This is a genomic window from Desmonostoc muscorum LEGE 12446 (genome assembly GCF_015207005.2).
In the GTDB taxonomy this organism is placed as follows: Bacteria; Cyanobacteriota; Cyanobacteriia; order Cyanobacteriales; family Nostocaceae; genus Nostoc; species Nostoc muscorum.
In genome coordinates, this window is sequence record NZ_JADEXS020000001.1 from 7,644,209 (window position 1) to 7,662,689 (window position 18,481).

Here is an 18,481-nt window from a genome sequence, read left to right on the forward strand (position 1 = left end):
GCCATTTCTGAATTCTAGAGCTTTTGTATAGCCTGCGATCGAGCGATTATTTTCTAATAACAAATACAAGACAGATTTTTTTCTAATAGTATAGCTTGTATTGATTGCCTCATGAGGCTTCTAGCGATCGCCCTCCCGGAAAGTGACAGAAGAGGGGTAAGTTGACACCAATGATAGCTATGCGCCCCTACAAATGTATAAAAAATTTGGGATAATTTATTTTTTGGAAGTCCCTCATCACTCTGTTATGGCACGTATTGATAATCTGAAATATTGTCAAGATACAAATTGTAATATTTTATGTTACTAGTTTGATTTCCTGTAATTGTTACCTTTACTGAGTTAATGGTATCGTTGCCATTATTAGTAGCATGGATGGCGTTTCCATCAATTACTGAGAGAACATTGTTGGAGATTGTAGCACTGCTACTAACATTATCATCAAAAAAATCTAGGTTAATAGCATCAGTCAATATCGAGTCTCCTGGGTTAAAATCTCGCACATTGGTAATTGTGTTCCCAGATATTGTAAAGATGGTCTGAGAATTATTCCTGACTTGAAAATTCATTCCATTATTATTGGTTATGGTGTTAATAGTATTCCCAGAAACAGTAACATTGTTAGCAACAACATCATCAGCAGCTTGGAAGTTGATACCACTTGAGGCAGTACTTGTGTCTACTCCAGTAATTTGATTGTTATTAATCGTTATACTGCTCAAATTAGCACTATCTGTTAATTGAACATCGACACTACTACCAATATTAGAAATGGTATTATTATCGATCTGTGCTGTACCGGATGCCGTACCAGACAATCTAACGCTAATATCATTCGAGTTTTCTGATAAACTATTATCTTCAATTATTAAATTCACACTACCTGTAGAATTTTGGGTAAAAATACCAAAACTGTTGTTAAGACCGTTAATAATATTTTGGTTAACGGTAACTGTACCTGTTACTTCAGATAAGGCAATACTTTCTTGATTAGCATCGGTAATTGTATTCCTATCTATATTGATAGTACCGCTAGCATTTTCTACCTGGATACCTTGAGTACCTGCATTAGTTATAGTATTATCAGTAATTTTTGCTATATCACCACCACTCAATTTAATTCCTACAACTTGACTATTTTCGATAGTGTTATTTACTACTTCTACATTGCCTTGCAAATCATCTAAACCAATACCTTCAGCAGTGGTATTTGAGATTTGATTGTCTGTAATCTGCACATCCAAAGTAGTTGTATTGCTGAAGTTAGCCGCACCAATACCGCGTCCAGCTATGTCAGAGATGTTATTATTAGTAACATTGACTGTAGAATTGGCATTATCAAAAAACTCTATATTGATACCATCAATAAAATTGAAATCTCCAGTCACAGTATCTCTAATATCGCTAATTGTGTTATTAGAAATTGTAAATATAGCACTACTATTTCCATTGAGTTGAAGAATAATTCCATCTCCATTAGTTATGGTGTTGATAGTATTGCCTGAGACAGTAACATTATCGGCAAGAACATCGTTAAAGGCTTGTAAGTTGATACCAGTTGATGTAATATCTGCATCGACTCCATTGATTTGATTGTTGTTGATAGTTACACTGCTAAAATTAGCACTGTCTGACAATTGCACATCCACAGCAGTACCATTATTAGTAATAGTATTTTCGTTAATTTGTAAAGTTCCGGAAGCAGTACCCGCTAAACTGACACGAACATCATTAAAGTTTTCTGTCAAATTATTGCTATTAACTGTTAAAGTTGTTGCACCTGTAGTATTGCTGATAACAATACCATTGTTGTTATTAATGCCATTAACAGTATTTTGGTTAACACTAACTGTACCTGTAACTTCAGATAAGCTAATACTTTGTTGCTGAGCATCTGTAATTCTGTTGTTAATAATATTAGCAGTAATGCTTGCAGTTTCTATCTGAATACCTTGCTCACCTGCATTTGTAATGTTGTTGTTGATAACTTGAGGATTAGTTACCTGTTGTAGTTGTATACCATCTCCAGAAATATTGCTAATAGTATTACTATCAATTGTAGGACGAATAATCGCATTATCTATTGCTTGTAATTGAATAGCGCGATCGCCATTATCACCACTGCCAATATTTTGGATAATATTATTAGCAATAGTCACAGTTACATCTGCTTTGTCTGCCACTTCAAAGTCAATACCATCATTACCAGCCGCATCTAAAGTATTACCTGTAATCGTGAAGTTAGTAATACTATTATTAAACAAATTTACAGCCGGAGTTGCGCCTTCTGGCTTCAGCAATTCAACTTTAAGACTACTATCACCAACATTGGTAATAATATTATTAGCAATAGTAAAATTACCTTCAGAATTAGCGACGGCATTAATTGAAATACCTTCATCAACAATGTTAGTTAGGGTATTACCACTAACTACAAATGTGCCTTGGCCTAAATTACCTAAATTCAAATCAATACCATCCGCACCAGAACCACCATTAACTTGACCATTGTAAATAATCTGGTTATTGAGGATATTAGCTGTAATGCTGGCATTGCTAGAACAAGTTTTATCTACAAAAGTTGCATTAAAATCGCGGCAGAGATTAACTTCAATCCCGTCTACTCTGTAACTAGTATCAACATCCAAGTTGGTGATGATGCGGTTATCAGTAATTGTTAAATCGGTAATTCCTTGGTAATTCCAAACAAAAATACCACTTTCTAAACTAGTGTCAATTGCAGGATTGCGAGTATCAGTGATAGTATTTCTGGCAATTTCTACCGTACCTATGACATTTTCTAAATAAATACCTTCGCTAAAAGCATTGGTGATTTTATTATCTAAAATTCTCACATTACTAATGTTAGTTCCCTTAACGCCTCTCGCATCATTAGTACCAGGAATTTGAATATTAAATCCAGAAATAACAGTATTGTTACCCAGTGTAATTAACCCATTCCCAGTGGGAACCATGCCAGTAATTGTTGGATGTATCCCACTACCAGATAAAGGTAGGGTGACGACTCCCAAATCTTTGACATTAACTACTTGTAGAGGGCCACTAGAAAATACCCGAACGCCATCGGGAATAGTAAATGGTGCAAAAACAGTGGTTGGATTAGAACGAACATAAATCACATTGTCTGCTTTAGCTACCGCCAAAGCGTCAGCAATTGTGCCAAAGGGAGATTCAAAAGTACCATTACCAGTACCACCGGGGGCTACGTGAATAATTATGGAGCGATTATTATTTGTCGGAGTATTAGTATTATTTGTAGGCGTATCAGTATTATTTGTTGCAGTATTAGTATTATTTGTAGACCCTTGATTTTCTGATTCAATGGTTGCAGCAAAAGAATCAGTTCTGTTTTCAACCGCAACTAAAATAGTAGCTTGGTTCTCTACTGTTGTTGCCATCCGCGCTAAAGCACTATCTTTCTTCGGCTTGCTTCTCCTAGCACCACTACCAGGGAAATTGGCACCAATACTAAAAACCAGCCTAGTATCAAATAGGTCGTCATTTTGTAGAGAAAGACTTAAACCCAAATAATCATTAGGACGAGCTTCGATTCTGGTTTTCCAGCCAAAAGCTTCCTTCGATTGACCACCAGAGTAGTAGTATACACCCGCATAGCCCCGCAAGTCCCCATTACCAATGCTTGCTAAGCGTGTACCAACTTCTGCATCGACGCCAGACATCGCCACTTCTAAAAAGCGCGATCGCTGTATCATTAATGAATCACCTTGAAAGAATGGCAGATTCCTTTGGTCAACTTGGTTTTCTGAAGAATTCAACGGAAGATAAGCATTAAAGCGAAAATCCCAACTACCTAAAGTTTCAAAACCTAGCCCTAACTGATCGAAATTACTCTTACCTGTGTCGCGGGTAGAATAAGAAATATAACCACCAAAAATACGGTTAGATTTTCCGCTAAAAAATCGATGTCCTAACAATATATTGCCAGCTAAATTAGAGTCATTGTCTAATAAAACCTTCCCTTCTAAGAAAGTCAAACTATTACCAGGAGTTTGTAAAATAGGCAAAAACCCCTCAAAATTGGTAAATGATTCATATCCTGCTCCCTCAGTGGTGTAGCGTACTCCAAAGCGGGGAGTAAATATCGGTTCTTCTGGTGTTGTTTGAGCAATAGCCGTTGATGCAGAAGCCAAAACCCCAAAGAAAGTAACGCAACCCAAATATTTAAAATTATTCATTCTTCTACACAGTTAGAAAAGATAAATTTGCACTGCAAAGTTCCTAGCGATGCCCTCTCCTTCAGAGACGCTACTGCGAACGGCAACCTCTCCGAGGTACGCCCGTTAGGTATACCATACTTAAATATGTTGCAAAATTTTTTCAGTTAACCCCGCTACTGTGTGAAGATTGCAAGAGAGTCTTCAACTTTGATAGCTGCTAGTCAACTACTCATTCGTTATATCTATGTATTGTATTTAGTCAATATTAGTTAGCTGATACAGCTAAAGACATGACCGCTTACATCTTAGTTGTATTTTTTCAAACTGTCACTATAGTTAAAGATGCTTAAAAAATTGAGGCTAGAGACTATGAATAATCATGGCTGTAATGACAAGACTAATTAACCCAGTTGATTGTCTGATTCTTCGTATTTATTCACAGTGCTAAATAAACATTCACATGTTTGAGTACAAAATATCAATTCAAATTCAGCCAGACTCCAAAGAAGTTGACTTTGTAGACAAGCAACTTCACGAATTCAATGTAGCCAAGATTGGCGATTACCAATATACGCCGTTATTTTTACTGCTTCGTGATTCCGAAAAAAAGGTTGTGGGCGGCTTGGAGGGTTTTATCGGCTTGGGATGGTTTCATATCGCTACTCTCTGGATTGCACAAGAGTTAAGAGGTGATGGATATGGAAAAGCACTTCTTTTAGCCGCAGAACAAGAGGCTGTTAATCGTGGTTGCTTACACGCGTATGTTTTCACTTACAGCTTCCAAGCTCCTGGATTCTATCAGCACTTGGGTTATGAAGTGTTTGGAGAGTTGGAGGATTTTCCTCCAGGTCATCGTCGATACTTTCTGAAAAAGTCTTTACAAAAAAACACTTAGTTAAATTCAATAATGCAGATTCGCGGTCGCAAAATAGCCACACAACTGCGATAATTTTAATAAAAATTAACATTTTTCGGCGATGCTAAGACTAATTACTGACTTCGACGGCCCAATTATTGATGTTTCCGACCGGTACTACCGAGTTTATCAATTTTGCTTGGAAAAAACCCGTCGCCCAGACCAAGCAGTGCAAGAACTTCCCAAAGCAGAGTTTTGGCAGTTAAAGCGTAAGCGTGTTCCGGAAAAACAAATCGCCTTAAATTCTGGCTTAGACGAAGCCCAAGCACAAGAATTCTCCCAATTACGGCGACAAACAGTACATACACAACCTTACTTTGAGTATGACACTCTTGCACCGGGCGCTGTGGATGCACTGTTAAAAGTTCAACAAGCTGGCATTGATTTGGCAGTTATGACCATGCGCCGAGTCCGGGAACTCGATTATGCCTTCCAAAAATATGATTTAGGCAGATTTTTTCCAGAAAATCGTTGTTATTGCCTGAGTAACGACTACGTTAAAACTCGTGACATCGAGGATAAACCCTTGTTGATGGCCAGGGCATTACAAGAACTACCTGCCGCCGCTGATACCTGGATGGTGGGAGATACGGAAGCGGACATCACCGCTGGGAAAAACCACGGTATAAAAGTGATGGCTGTGGAATCTGGTATTCGCGATCGCACTCAATTAGAACTTTACCACCCCGACTTAATCGTTAAAGACTTAAGTGCCGCTGTAGATTTAATCCTAGAGCCTAAACTTTGAACTAGATTTAGTGCTATTCGCCCAAAATCTGAGCGTAAAACCAGAGTTACCTAAATATTTTCGCTGAGGTTTTTTGTATAAATTAATAAATAAGCTTTCTACCCAATAATTGACATAATCATCAACATGTCTTTGGACTAAATCTACCAAATAGGCTTCAACAGATGTATTATCAACACCGCTTTTTAACTCGATTTTTTGCTGCACCTAAAGCTCCTAATTGTCAACTGATTATTAAAGCTTGTGACTGCTATTTGACTGGTAGATAAAAGAGTAAATGTGCAGGGATCTTGCGGACAAGGAATTAAGCTTCAATTCAAAAATTAGCGATCGCCATCTACCGCCAAGTAGATATTGCGTGTACTGTAGCTGAATGCCAAGGTGTTTCAGGTCAGGATTGCTATCATGAATTAAAAACCTATAGCATCTGACTATGGCAAAGCAAGACACTCCACTCACGGGAGAAGCGCTTATTAAAGAAGTTTGTCGGCGAATTCGGGTAGCCCGTAGCTATTGGGATGCTCACAACAATGCTGCCTGTCGGGGCGAACGCGATCGAGCTTTAGCCCTTTACAACACTTTAAGTCAGGAACAAAAACAGCAGATTCCGCAAGTGTTAAGGGTGTGGTTGCGTTATCGTAGTGAGAAGTACTTTGGCGCACACCGAACACCGCCCAAATCAGCACGGAAATCAAAATAGTCCAATCAGCTATCCTTGATGCGATTATTTAACAGTTTATAAATCTTGCTTATTTAAACTTGAAAAAAAGTTTTCAACCAATCTTTAATACTTTGATTCTGATTTTTAGTAGTTACTAGCGGCCATGTTATTTCACACACAGTACCTTTGCGATAAAGGGACTCTCGCTTAAAACTACCACCTAAATTTCTTGCTGCATTTTTGAGTTGACTTGTACCTTTACTTTCATAAGATGAGGCGATTCCACAACCATTATCTTTAATCCTGAGAGTGTACCAGCCTTGGTTTTCTTCTCCAGTCGCTTCAACCCGTTTGACTCTTTTAGCATGTTTCCCGATATTACATAAAGTTTCTTCGAGAAATAGACAGAGTTCTCGCTTTTGTTCGAGACTCAAGTACTTATCATCAATTGGCTCAAATGTACGGATTTTGACTTTAAGAGTTTTTAAGTATTCGAGATCGTCTCGCTCAAGCGTACTCGTGTATACTTCATATAACAGTTCGTGAGTTGGGCGTTTTAAGTCAAGCTTTAAACCACTTCCCAAACGCAAACTTTCTTCTGGAGAAAGAGATTTTAGTTTGAGATATTCACCAATTTCTCGAATTTCGTGATTGAGTTTTTCAAGTTCCCAGAGGAGTTGTTCGTTTGGTAAATCCTGCGCTCGCATATGCCGTAAGGCATGAGCTAGGGTTTGCAATGGCCCGTTATGAATCACATGAAATATATTTTCAATAGTACGTTGGCGTTCCTTAATTTTAGATTTCAATACCTCATCGTGTCGATAGAATGCAAATGCACTCAGTCCTAAACCATTAATTCCTAAGATTAACAAACCTGGTACAACAGGAATCCACCATCCCCATAAAATTAGTAAATAACCTACTCCAATCAGGCAAACAATAACAGCGCTAACAGCTAACAAATTCTTCCATAGAGATTGAGTCATCCGACCAATAATAATCGGTATAAATCCCCAAGTGATAATCCACAGATATTCCCATTTATCAAGCCAGACATTTTTTAAAAATGGTCGTTTATCCAAAACAGGATGAACTATTTGGGAACAAGCCTGACCATCCAATTCTACTCCTGAAACTTGACCAGGAATTTTCAAAGCAGCAATTGCCGAAGTATTAAAAAAATCAGGTACACTGGAGGCATTAATCCCAATTAAAACTAAGCGATCGCGTAACCAAATTGGCACAAAGTTCTCAGTTTTAATATCTTTGAGAGATAAAATTCCAAAGGGTTCTCTCCCACTGCGAAAATTCAAAAGTGTCTTTACACCATCTGCATTTGTCCCTACATATTGTGCAGAATTGGGTAAAAAGCGTGGGATTTCAACTGAGTCAAATCGTATAGTATCAGGATCGCGTATACCAGTTTCGAGGTTAATGCCTTGAGCAAATAAATATGCTGCTGTTAACCACAGAGAGAGGGAAAACTTCTCCTGTTGGGAATTTTTGGGATTAGTTGTCCAAAGCAGGTAACGTCGATATTTGCCGTCTCGATCTGATTGCAGATCGGAAAAACCGACTTGCTGTTGAGATAATTGGGGAGGCGGCGGAATTTGATCTGGTGGTAATACTTTTTCAATACCGATGAGATTTTTATTCTCGTGAAATATCTTCACCAATTGGCTATTACCAGGCTCAATGGGTATATCCTTAACAATATCAAGGCCAATGGCTTTTGGTTTATAGCTCTCTACTGACTTGAAAGTGGGGAGTAGGGAGTAGGGAGTGGGGAAAAGACCGCTTTCATGCAAGGCTTTTGAAACTTGCTTCATCTGGACTGCCTCGATCGGGGTAGCAATTTCCCGATCTGGAATGGGATAGCGTCCTACACTCCGGATATCTGCTTCATTAATGCCCATAACCAGAACTTTGTCATCTATCGGTTCCGGCGCACGAAAACGCAAAAATTTATTAAATGCCATCCACTCCAAAAATTGCAGCCCTCCAGTTAAACGCGAAATAATGACAATTGCTAGGACTATTATTCCTAGAAGCGCTGCTTGCCGCCCAATAACAATTTCACTTTTAATTTTTCTCCTTGTCACCCATCTCATACATCTCCGATAGGAGCGTAGCTTTGCCCCAGTTAAAAATTAAGAAAATTAATTGTCTGAACAGGCATTATCTTGAATTCCTCCATTCATCCTTACTGGTGCTAAGTAGAAGGCAGGAGGCAGAAGGCAGTCCAGATGAAGCAAGTTTCAAAAGCCTTGCATGAAAGCGGTCTTTTCCTCACTCCCTACTCCCTACTCCCCACTTTCAAGTCAGAAGGCAGGAGACAAGAGGTAAAACCCTCAACAGTAAAAGCTTTCGCTGGTTTGGATTTTACATTTAATTATGTCCGCTTACTTATAACTAATAGCCATTGACTAATCAATTAATCCTTCTTCTTTGGCACGAATCTCTGTTTGAATGCGGATATTCTTACCCCCTTTCTTGCAGTCTTCAGGATAAACACCTAGAACATCTTGGATTTTCGTCCAGTATGTACGCACTGCTCGTTCAGATTTATACATTCGCTCGGAAATGAGCTTATCTGTCAATCCTTCTTCAAATCCCAGTCGTAACACCTCCAACCATTCTGGTTTGAGTTCTAATCCTGTTTTGATATCTTTTGTATGAGTCGCTCCTTGTAGTGTCAGATTGACTCTCGTTAGCATTTCTTGTTCAGAGAGTCCTTTATCAGCGATCGCAAACCCACCTTGATGGTTATCAATCTCATGTTTGATCCGCACCAGTGCTTTAACATAACTACTTTGCACTAAGAAATTCAAGTTCGGATAGTTGTTGAGTAATTCTTGAAGTAAGTTAATACCCGTATCCGTTTGAGCAGTCATCCCAAGCTTTTCTGGTATGGATAGATCCATCACAACAAGGTCAAATTGAGAAAAAGCAATCTGCTCAGTAGTATCTTGTGCAGTTTGAGCGTTAATAATTTCTGCATCTGGGTATTGTTGGCGTAGTACATTAAGGGTTCCAGTCAGGATTAATTGGTGGTCATCTACAACTAAAATCTTCAGTTGCCTTGATTTTGGTAAATCTTGACTACTCGCGAACTTGTCAAAGTTTACTTTGGCCATATCCACTTTTCCATCTGTATTAAAAGTTTTTTCAGGTGGCGATCGCTGTTGCTAAGGTCTGGTATATGCCAATACGGTTCAGTTAAGAAAGTTCTTCTGTAGACGCAAGAGAACAGGGTTGGGGGAACGGGGAACAATTAGAGAAAAAACAAGCCGATCTGAACTGTATTATGCTATATGCAGGTTGCAATGTTGATGCTGCTTCCTACTATTGCTGTGGCTGATTGTTAAACCTTACAATTCGCTTTAACTAACAATTTCATTGGTCTAGTATATGCAGGTTGCGTTGATTTTTAGTTGCTTCTATTGCTGTGGCTGATTGTTAAACCCTTATATACAATCGCTTTAACTAACAATTTCATTTTGGCTCATTTATTTAGCCAATAATTAAACGAAATATTAAGAATATTAGCTTGGCACACAAACACGATTGTATACAAATTTATCAACCAACTGTTTTTTAACTTGACGATATTTCTTATCTATTTTATCTAAAAAATCCTACTGTTATATGCAGAAAAGTGCATCTTTATCTGCATTATTTAACAATTGATTAAGCAGAAATCTAAGCTGTATAATTTTGAATTTTTATTTATTGTATTCAGTAGCAATAGATGAAAGCTTAAAAGATAAATATGCAACACAACAAACACTTTGACACGATTATTATCGGGTCAGGACTTGGAGGAGCAACTTTGGCTAGCATCCTTGCAAAGCATGGTTTTAGTGTACTTTTACTCGAAAAAGGTACTCATCCACGCTTCACAATTGGTGAAGCCATGTTGCCAGAGAGTGCAATGTGGATGTGGATTGTAGCAGAACGTTATGGTATGCCAGAACTCAAGAATTTGACCGACGTAAAGGCAATGCGGGAGCATGTCTCATCAGGCTGTGGGGTAAAGCGTTTACTTGGGTTTGTGTACCACAAAGAAGGCGAAAAACAAAATCCAAACCAGACACATCAACTCATCTCGCCAGACTTCGCTTTAACATCTGAGAGCCATCTTTTCCGTGCAGATGTTGACCACTATATGGTGAAAGTCGCTCAAAGTTACGGCGCAGTCTATCGTGAATTAACAGACGTTGAGGAAATCAATTTTCACGAAGATTACGTACAGGTACAAACAAAAGATGGTGAGGAATATACTTCTCGTTTTTTAGCAGATGGTTCGGGATTCCGCTCCTTAGTTGCAGAGAAATTTAATCTCCGAGAAAAACCTACTCGTTTAAAAACTAATACTCGCGGCATTTTTACCCATGTAGCTAACTTACCTGCATACGATGATTGTGTACCTAAAGAAGATTTGCCAGGGTTGAGTTGTAGATGGTATGAAGGTACGCTGCACCATGTCTTTGATGGCGGTTGGATATGGGTTATTCCTTTTGATAACCATAAACTTTCCGAAAGCTCTCTTTGTAGCGTTGGGCTAATGCTCAATGGCTACAAGTATCCCGAAAAAGACCCCGATCCCGAACGGGAATTTTACAGTATTGTTGAGCGGTTTCCCAGCATCGCCAATCATCTCAAAGACCTCAAACCAGTACGTAAGTGGGTAAGTACTGATAGAATTCAATATTCATCCACAAAATCTGCGGGACATCGTTTTGCTTTGTTGAGCCATTCTCAAGGTTTTATCGATCCTCTATACTCCAGAGGCTTTGTTAGCACCTTTGAAAACCTTCATGCCTTAGCAGGTAGATTGATAGAAGCATTAAAAGATAATGATTTTTCAATTGAACGGTTTGCCTATGTAGATAGATTGCAAACAGCAAAACTGAATCATAATGACCAGCTCGTTTACAATACTTTTCGCTCCATGTCAGACTTCTCGCTATGGAATGCGATGACTCAACTCTGGTTAGCTTATCTAATTCTCAGTGATGTCTACCTATTCCGTACCTGTTTGAAATATCTATCTAGTGGTAGCCCATCAGTCTTTATCAATCTCGATAAAGAGGAGCCTTATGCTATGGCACAAGCTCATTTCGCAGAAGTTTTGCAAGCTGTCATCGACGGTTATGAAGTGCTGCTAGATGAGGTTGATGCAGGAAAAATGCCTGCACAAGAAGCGGCTAATCACATGCTTTCCCTTTTGAAGCAATCTGAGTTATTACCGCGATCGATTTATCCTTGGGGAGATCCCGCAGCAAGACATCTAGATTTGGCTGCCAATCCGCAGTTAGCTGAACCATTGCTGTTTTCAGAACTAGATGATGCAACATTAGCATTACTACAAAAATTGATGAAGGTTCAAAAACCAGAGTTTGCACAAGTAAGTTAGAGAAAAATACAGTTGAGTGAGAGCAAACATAGACAATTAGATGCAGAAAAATTTACCTCAATGATGCGATGCGATCGCTAGGGCTTTGCTAGTGCAAAATCTAAAATCGTAAGTGTTACTAAAGGTCGAAAGATGAATATGCAATTTCGAGATAAATTTTAGTTTATCTCAAGAGCAGTGGATAAGATGCCTGCGTCTGCTTTGCTACTAATTGCCCATCACAAAATCCTATACAAGATATTTGGTTAAAAAGCAAAATTGGGGTTCGAGTTTTTGCGTTTTAATGCCAAAATTCTCTGATTTAAATCGGATGTAACAAGTGGTTCATCCGAAACAAAAATAAGTGATTTTATGCCTCTCCAGATATCAGGAGATTTTTGAGCAATCAAATATTAGCCCTATATCTACCTAAACCAGGAGATAAAAATATGCAGATAGAATTACAGCCTTACACACAACAAAAAAAGATTCCAGGGCCTCCTGCATTGCCTATCGTCGGCAGTTTTCCTTTCATCGGTAAACGCCAATATTTAGCATACACTAAATTAGCCAAAGAATACGGTGATATTTTTCAGGTACGTATCTTTTTTCAAAATTTAGTTGTACTTAATAGACTTGAGACCATTAAAGAAGCTTTGCTAAAGCAGCAAGACGAATTTGCTGGTAGACCACAGATATATATCCTCAAAAATGCAATTGAAGGTAACTCCATAGGAGGTAGAGATTACAATGCGTTGTGGAAAAGACACCGCGAGATTGCTGTTAATGCCCTACACACAGTTCTTGATAACAAGACAGTCGAGGAACAGGTTGTAGAGGAAGCCAATGAACTGACGAATATTTTACTAAGTTACAAAGGTCAACCTTTCCCACCAGAAGTGGACATAAGTCTATCATCTGCAAACTTTATGTCCAGAATTATATTTGGAGAAAAATATAACCGTGATGATGAAGATTTTTTGAATCTTGGTAAAAATGCCCAGTCCTTTACTAATAAAAATGCAACTGCGGTGTTTTTTATATCGCTAATGAGCCTTCCTTTTATTCAAAAAAACGACAAGCTCAAAAAGGTTTTTCAAGAAAAATTGGGAATATGGAAAGAGGCAGCTAATATATCAGAAAGATTATTTCTGAAGAAATTAAATGAGCATCGAGCATCATACAACCCCGAACATTTGCGAGGTGTGGCAGATGCATTATTAAAAGCTGCTAGTGAAATAGACGAATCTGAAAAACAAACCTTGGGTCTTACCGAAGAAGTGATTGTAGAAGCAACTGTACAGGAAATGATGGGGACAGGAACCCAGCCGGTTGCCCCAATATTACACTGGGCTATCCTTTACATGATTGCTTATCCAGATATTCAGGCTCAAGTCCAACAAGAGCTAGATGTATTCATAGCCAAAGAACAAGCAGTCAGATTTGAAGACCGCACAAAATTACGATTTACACAAGTATGTATTTATGAAATTTTACGACATGCCCCTTCTTTTCCAATGGGTATTCCTCATGCTACGACTACTGACACAACTCTCAATGGTTACTTCATTCCGAAAAACACACCCGTCTCGATTAATCTGTATAGTTTGACCCGTGACGATCGCTATTGGGAAGAACCTGAAAAATTCAACCCTCGTAGATTCTTGACCGAAAGTGGAGAAATCAGAGAAGACCTCCTCGATAAATACTACCCATTTGGTCTTGGAAAACGCAGATGTCTTGGAGAGTATTTTGGAAGACTGGCAATATTCTCGTTTTTTGCCAATCTCATGCATAAGTGCAAATTTGAGAAGGTTGCAGATGAGAAGTTGACATTTGAAGGCTTACCAGGAGCAATTGTAACGCCGTCGCCGTACAAAGTTATAGTCAAGCCTCGATTTTAAACTTGTGTTGGCGATAGTGAAATTCAATTTTGTTCAACTTTTGTCTAGGCAACTTAGGAGATAATAATATGAAATTAGGATTACAGCCTGAGACACAATTCAATAAGATTCCAGGGCCACCTGTATTACCTATTATCGGAAGTTTGCCTTTCATCGACAAACACCAACATCTGGCATTCACTAAGCTAGCAAAAGAATACGGTAGTATTTTCCAAATACGTATTTTTTTCAAAAACATAGTTGTACTTAATGGGCTTGAGACTATTAGACAAGCTTTACTAAAGCAATCAGAGAATTTTGCTGGTAGACCAGAATTAAGTACCATTAAAAAGGTAATCAATGGTAAAAGTATTGGAGGTAGAGATTACGGTTTGATATGGAAAAGACACCGTGAAATTGCCGTTAACGCTCTGCACATGTTCCTCGAACGCAAAACAAACTCTATTGAACAGCAAATTATAGAAGACGCTGTTGAACTCAGTAATATCTTTCTGAGTTATGGAGGTCAACCTTTTGAACCTGATATGGATATCGGTCTGTCTATTACAAATATCATGTCCAAAATTTTGTTTGGAGAAAAACATCGCCGCGATAATCAGGATTTAGCAGATCTTGTCAAACTTACTCAAGTTGCAAGCCGCAATGGTGTAGGTTCCATGCGATTTGATTTTATGCCAAAACCCCCAGAAATTATTTTCCAAACCTTCCAGAAATCCATAGATGATATCTTGGAAAGCATAGTTTTGAATAAATTAAAGGAGTATCAGGAATCATATAACCCCAACAATTTACGGGGTATGGTCGATGCTTTAATAAAAGGTGCTAGAGAGTTAGACGAATCAGAAAGACAAACATTGGGTCTCACCGAAGATCTGATTGTGGAAGCCACAGCACAGGAAATGATGGGTTCCGGAACACAGCCAGTTTCTCCTATTTTGGGCTGGGCAATCCTTTATATGATTGCTTATCCCGATGTTCAGGCTGAAGTCCAACGAGAACTGGATAAAGTTATAGGTAAAGAAAAACAAGTGTGTTTTGAAGACCAGACAAGATTGCCATTTACGCAAGCTTGTATCCATGAGATTTTGCGACATGCTCCTTATTTTCCCACTGCTATTCCACATTCTACGACGGCTGACACCACCATCAATGGTTACTTCATTCCTAAAAATACACCTGTATACATCAATCTGTATAGTTTGACCCGTGACGATCGCTATTGGCAAGAACCTGAAACATTTAACCCTCACAGATTTTTGAGCGACAACAGAGAAATCAGAGAAGACCTCCTAGATAAGTACTACCCATTCGGTCTCGGAAAACGCAGATGTTTTGGAGAGTACTTAGGTCGTCTGGAAGTATTTCTATTCTTTAGTAATTTGATGCATCGATGCAAATTTGAAAAAGTTGCTGGAGAACGGTTGAGTTTTGCATGTCAAACAGGAGCAGTGACAATGCCTAAAGAAAGTTACAAAGTTATAGTTAAGCCTCGATTTAATTAAAGCTTTACTCTTCCTAATGAAAGCTAACTAGTCACACTAACAACCTAAATACTAGATAAATGGGATTGAGAAGTATAGACAACTTAGGAGATAATAATATGAAATTGGAATTACAGCCTGACACACAACCTAATAAAATTCCGGGGCTACCTGTATTACCATTAATTGGAAGTTTGCCCTTTATAGATAAACACCAATATTTATCATTCACTGAACTAGCAAAAAAATACGGTGATGTTTTTCAGGTACGCATATTTTTTCAACCTATAGTTGTACTCAATGGGCTTGATACCATTAGACAAGCTTTGCTAAAGCAGCAAGATGATTTCGCTGGTAGACCGCATTTTTATACCCTATTGACTGCAATTAAGGGTAGGACTATTGGGGGTAGAGATTACGGTTTGCTGTGGAAAAGGCATCGTGAAATTGTTGGTAACGCTCTGCACGCGTTCGTTAATAACAAAAAAGCTGCCATTGAACAGCAAATTATAAACGACTCAGTTGAACTGGCAAATATCTTGTTGTCCTATAAAGGTCAAGTTTTCGATCCAGAATTAGACATTGGTTTGTCTGTAGCAAATGTCATGTCCAAAATTTTATTTGGAGAAAAATACAGCCGTGACGATGATGATTTTATTACCTTTGTCAAATGCGCTCACTATTTTAGTGACAATTCCGCAGGGAATCTATTAGCTGATTTCTTACCGCAAGCCCGTATATTTCCCGACCAAGGGTTACAGAAAAGGCAATACGTTCTTGATGCTTTGGAAAGGGTGGTTCTCAAGAAATTAAATCACCATCGAACCTCCTACAATCCCGAAAATCTGCGAGGAGTCATAGATGCTTTAATAACAGCTGTTAGAGAATTAGACGAGTCAGAGAAACAAAACTTGGGTCTTACCGAAGACCTGATTGTGGAAGGAACACCACAGGAAATGATGGGGACAGGACTACAACCTAGTGCCCCGCTATTACGCTGGGCTATCCTTTACGCGATCGCTAATCCAGATATTCAAGCTCAAGTACAGCAAGAACTAGACACAGTTGTAGGTAAAGAGCGAGTGGTGCGCTATGAGGATCGTGTGAAACTGCCATTTACAGAAGCTTGTATCTATGAGCTTTTGCGGCATCCCCCTCATTTTCCGTTTGGTCTCCCACATGCTACAACCCACGATACAACTATCAATGGTTACTTCATTCCTAAAAACACTCCTGTAATTGCTAATCTGTATAGCTTGACTCGCGATGAACGCTTTTGGGAAGAACCGGAAAAATTCAACCCGCAACGATTTTTAACGCCGAACAGAGAAATCAGAGAAGATCTACTAGATAAGTACTACCCGTTCGGTTTGGGAAAACGCAGATGTCTTGGCGATTACTTAGGACGGCTTGAAATATTCCTGTTCTTTGCCAACCTCATGCATAAATGCAAATTTGAAAAGGTTGCTGGGGAGAAGTTGAGTTTCAAAGGCACACCAGGAGCTCATGTACTACCAAAGAGCTACAAAGTTATAGTCAAGCCCCGATTCTAGACTCGAGTTGGTCGAGTGTGAATTACCAGAAGTTGAGATTAGAAAATAACAAAAGATATTTAAAGATAAATATGGCATTTCATCCCCCAGAACCATTTCGGATCAAGATGGTTGAACCCATTAAACTACTCGATCGCGATGCCCGTGAGGCAGCTATACGTCGAGCTAATTACAATCTGTTCAGTCTACGAGCAGAGGACATCTTCATTGATTTGTTTACCGATTCTGGCACCAGCGCCATGAGCCAGAAACAATGGGCAGCTATGCTTGAAGGTGATGAAGCCTATGCTGGGGCGCGTTCGTATTTCCGTCTCACAGAAGTTATAGAGGATATTTTCGGTTTTTCCTATTTTTTACCCACCCACCAGGGTCGAGCAGCAGAAAATATTTTGAGCGCCTGTTTAGTCAAACCAGGCGATTATATTCCTTCTAACACCCATTTTGATACAGGCTATGCCAACATCTGCGATCGCGGAGGCTACCCTGTCAATTTTGTTATTGATGAAGCTCACAATCCTACTTTATACCACCCTTTTAAAGGGAATATGGATATTCAAAAGTTACGAGACTTTATCAAACAGACAGGGCCAGACCAAATTCCCTTTGGCATGATTACCATAACGAACAACGCTGGAGGTGGTCAACCAGTTTCTATGGAAAATCTCCGAACTGTTTCCCAGACTTACAAAGAATTCGGGATTCCATTTTTCATAGATGCTTGTCGCTTTGCAGAAAATGCCTACTTTATCAAACTGCGAGAACCAGGTTATGCAGACAAAAGTCCCTTGGAAATCAGCCGTGAAATTTTTGCGCTAGCTGATGGTATGACCATGAGTGCCAAAAAAGACGGCATTGTTAATATTGGTGGCTTTATAGCCATGAACAATGAAGCACTATTTGAACAGGCACGCAATGAGTTACTCATTCGCGAGGGATTTCCCACCTACGGAGGGCTGGCTGGTCGAGATTTAGATGCAATGGCTGTTGGCTTGCGTGAAGCACTGGAGGAAGAATATCTCGCCTATCGTTTGGGTCAGACAGCTTATCTGGCAGCGCGTTTACGGGAATTAGAGATTCCCATCATTGAACCATCAGGAGGACATGCAGTATACGTGGATGCAGGGTTGTTATTACCCCATATTCCCCAAGAACAATTTCCAGGTCAATCTCTTTCGGTGGAACTCTATTTAGAAGGTGGAATACGCACAGTAGAAATCGGCTCACTAGGTTTTGCTCATCCCGAACCACAGACAGGCCAAATGGTGTATCCCAAATTAGAGTTGGTTCGTTTGGCACTTCCTAGACGGGTATACACGCAAAGTCATTTAGATTATGTGGCTGAAACATTCGGCAAAACCGTAGCGCGGCGCGAGCAAATACCTGGCTATCGGCTAATTTATGCAGCTAAGTTAATGCGACAGTTCACTGCCCAGCTTGAGCCGATTCAATTAGAGGCTCATCTGTCAGAACCATCTTTAGCAATTGGCAGGCTCTAAGTTTACCACCTGAAGAATACATAAGAAAAAACGGCGTTGCTGATTCAGAAGATGAATTTACATCACGCAGAGGCGCAGAGTCGCAGAGAGTAAAAGTTGAGAAGAGTTGATTTTTAAATTTCATA

Annotated in this window: 11 protein-coding genes; 8 read left to right on the forward strand and 3 right to left on the reverse strand. The window is 39.2% G+C overall.

The annotated features are described in order from the left end of the window. Nucleotides 1-245: 245 nt before the first annotated feature. The gene (locus IQ276_RS31440) at nt 246-4,217 is read right to left on the reverse strand and encodes a beta strand repeat-containing protein (RefSeq protein ID WP_193919995.1); all 3,972 of its coding nucleotides are present in this window, start codon (nt 4,215-4,217) and stop codon (nt 246-248) included. A 442-nt stretch (nt 4,218-4,659) separates the two neighbouring features. Between IQ276_RS31440 and IQ276_RS31445 the strand changes: the two genes are divergently transcribed. The 3 genes from IQ276_RS31445 to IQ276_RS31455 all read left to right on the forward strand — a co-directional run bounded on the left by IQ276_RS31445 (nt 4,660) and on the right by IQ276_RS31455 (nt 6,563). Further along, nucleotides 4,660-5,094: a GNAT family N-acetyltransferase gene (locus IQ276_RS31445; protein ID WP_193919997.1), complete on the forward strand. Its 435-nt coding sequence runs from the start codon at nt 4,660-4,662 to the stop codon at nt 5,092-5,094. 82 nt (nt 5,095-5,176) lie between these two features. After that, the gene (locus tag IQ276_RS31450; protein ID WP_193919999.1) at nt 5,177-5,863 is read left to right on the forward strand and encodes an HAD family hydrolase; all 687 of its coding nucleotides are present in this window, start codon (nt 5,177-5,179) and stop codon (nt 5,861-5,863) included. 433 nt (nt 5,864-6,296) lie between these two features. Continuing rightward, a complete protein-coding gene (locus IQ276_RS31455) occupies nt 6,297-6,563 on the forward strand; it encodes a Precorrin-3B methylase (protein ID WP_193920001.1) in 267 nt (88 codons plus the stop codon). 53 nt (nt 6,564-6,616) lie between these two features. On the opposite strand, the gene IQ276_RS31460 is transcribed toward IQ276_RS31455, so the two are convergent. Then, entirely contained in the window at nt 6,617-8,635 is a 2,019-nt protein-coding gene (locus IQ276_RS31460; RefSeq protein ID WP_235116137.1) for a sensor histidine kinase, read from the reverse strand. Between the two features lie 315 nt (nt 8,636-8,950). Then, nucleotides 8,951-9,661 (reverse strand): response regulator transcription factor, encoded by a 711-nt coding sequence (locus tag IQ276_RS31465; RefSeq protein ID WP_193923643.1) that lies wholly within the window; start codon nt 9,659-9,661, stop codon nt 8,951-8,953. Nucleotides 9,662-10,296: 635 nt separating this feature from the next. Between IQ276_RS31465 and IQ276_RS31470 the strand changes: the two genes are divergently transcribed. From IQ276_RS31470 to IQ276_RS31490, 5 genes are all read left to right on the forward strand, one after another. Further along, a complete protein-coding gene (locus tag IQ276_RS31470) occupies nt 10,297-11,943 on the forward strand; it encodes an NAD(P)/FAD-dependent oxidoreductase (RefSeq protein WP_193923640.1) in 1,647 nt (548 codons plus the stop codon). 428 nt (nt 11,944-12,371) lie between these two features. Next, nucleotides 12,372-13,826 carry a cytochrome P450 gene (locus IQ276_RS31475; RefSeq protein WP_235116138.1) on the forward strand — a complete coding sequence of 485 codons (1,455 nt, stop codon included), beginning with the start codon at nt 12,372-12,374 and terminating at the stop codon, nt 13,824-13,826. Nucleotides 13,827-13,894: 68 nt separating this feature from the next. After that, nucleotides 13,895-15,328, forward strand: a complete 1,434-nt coding sequence (locus tag IQ276_RS31480; protein ID WP_193919780.1) for a cytochrome P450 — start codon at nt 13,895-13,897, stop codon at nt 15,326-15,328. A gap of 98 nt (nt 15,329-15,426) precedes the next feature. Continuing rightward, the gene (locus IQ276_RS31485) at nt 15,427-16,860 is read left to right on the forward strand and encodes a cytochrome P450 (RefSeq protein WP_193919781.1); all 1,434 of its coding nucleotides are present in this window, start codon (nt 15,427-15,429) and stop codon (nt 16,858-16,860) included. Between the two features lie 71 nt (nt 16,861-16,931). Next, on the forward strand, nt 16,932-18,356 hold the full coding sequence (locus tag IQ276_RS31490) for a tryptophanase (protein WP_193919782.1): 1,425 nt from the start codon (nt 16,932-16,934) through the stop codon (nt 18,354-18,356). Nucleotides 18,357-18,481: the final 125 nt, after the last annotated feature.